Origin of the sequence: Streptomyces sp. A1136 (assembly GCF_004795055.1) — a bacterium.
In the GTDB taxonomy this organism is placed as follows: domain Bacteria; phylum Actinomycetota; class Actinomycetes; order Streptomycetales; family Streptomycetaceae; genus Streptomyces.
The window spans coordinates 1-823 of record NZ_SSBJ01000127.1 but is presented as its reverse complement, the minus strand read 5'-3'; the positions used below and the strand labels follow the sequence as shown (position 1 = coordinate 823).

The 823-nt window shown below is 72.1% G+C and carries 1 pseudogene; it reads left to right on the top strand.

The features are described 5' to 3' along the window. Positions 1-74: 74 nt before the first annotated feature. Positions 75-823: pseudogene (locus tag E6R62_RS37600) on the top strand (phenylacetate--CoA ligase family protein); the annotation flags it as partial.

Sequence of the window (823 nt, the reverse complement as noted above, 5' to 3'; positions counted from 1 at the left end):
CAATGATGCGTCCCCCGCTCTCCCCGCGACGCACCGCCGCCAGGAACACGTCGGCGGACCCGCACGTCCTGCCCGTGCTGCTGGACGCAAGGCGCACCTACCGCGCGGGGCCGGCTGCGGTCGCCGAGCGCCAGCGCGCGCGGCTGGCCGATCTGATCGCCTTCACACGCACGCGGTCGCCCTTCTACCGGCAGCTGTACGCCGGGCTGCCGGAACGCATCGAGGACCCGTCGTTGCTGCCGGTGACGAGCAAGCGCGAGCTGATGGCGCGGTTCGACGAGATCGTCACCGATCATCGGGTGACCCGACAGGCGATGGAGGCGTTCGTCGCCGACACCACGCTGATCGGGCAGCCCTTTCTGAACGCCTACACCGTGGCGACCACGTCGGGCACCACGGGCATCCGCGGGATGTTCCTCATCGATCAGCAGGCCTTGGTGGTGGCAACCGCAATGGCCGGCCGCATGCTGGCGAGCTGGCTGCGGCCGCGGGACGCGTTCCGCATCGTCGCCGGCCGCGGCCGCACGGCGATGGTGAGTGCAAGCGGCGGGCACTTCGCCTCGGCCGCCGCAGCGGCCCGGCTGCGCAACACCCGTCGGGGCGCCCGCACGGTACGGCTGTTTCCCGTGCAGACCCCTCTGACCCAGCTCGTCGCGGAGCTCAACTCCTTCCGTCCGGCCCTGCTCGCCCCCTACGCCAGCACCGCCGCTCTGCTGGCCAGCGAACAGCAGGCCGGGCGGCTGCACATCAACCCTGTGCTGGTGACCCTGTCCGCCGAGGGGCTCGCCCCCGACGAACGGCGGAGGATCGCCGACGCGTTCGG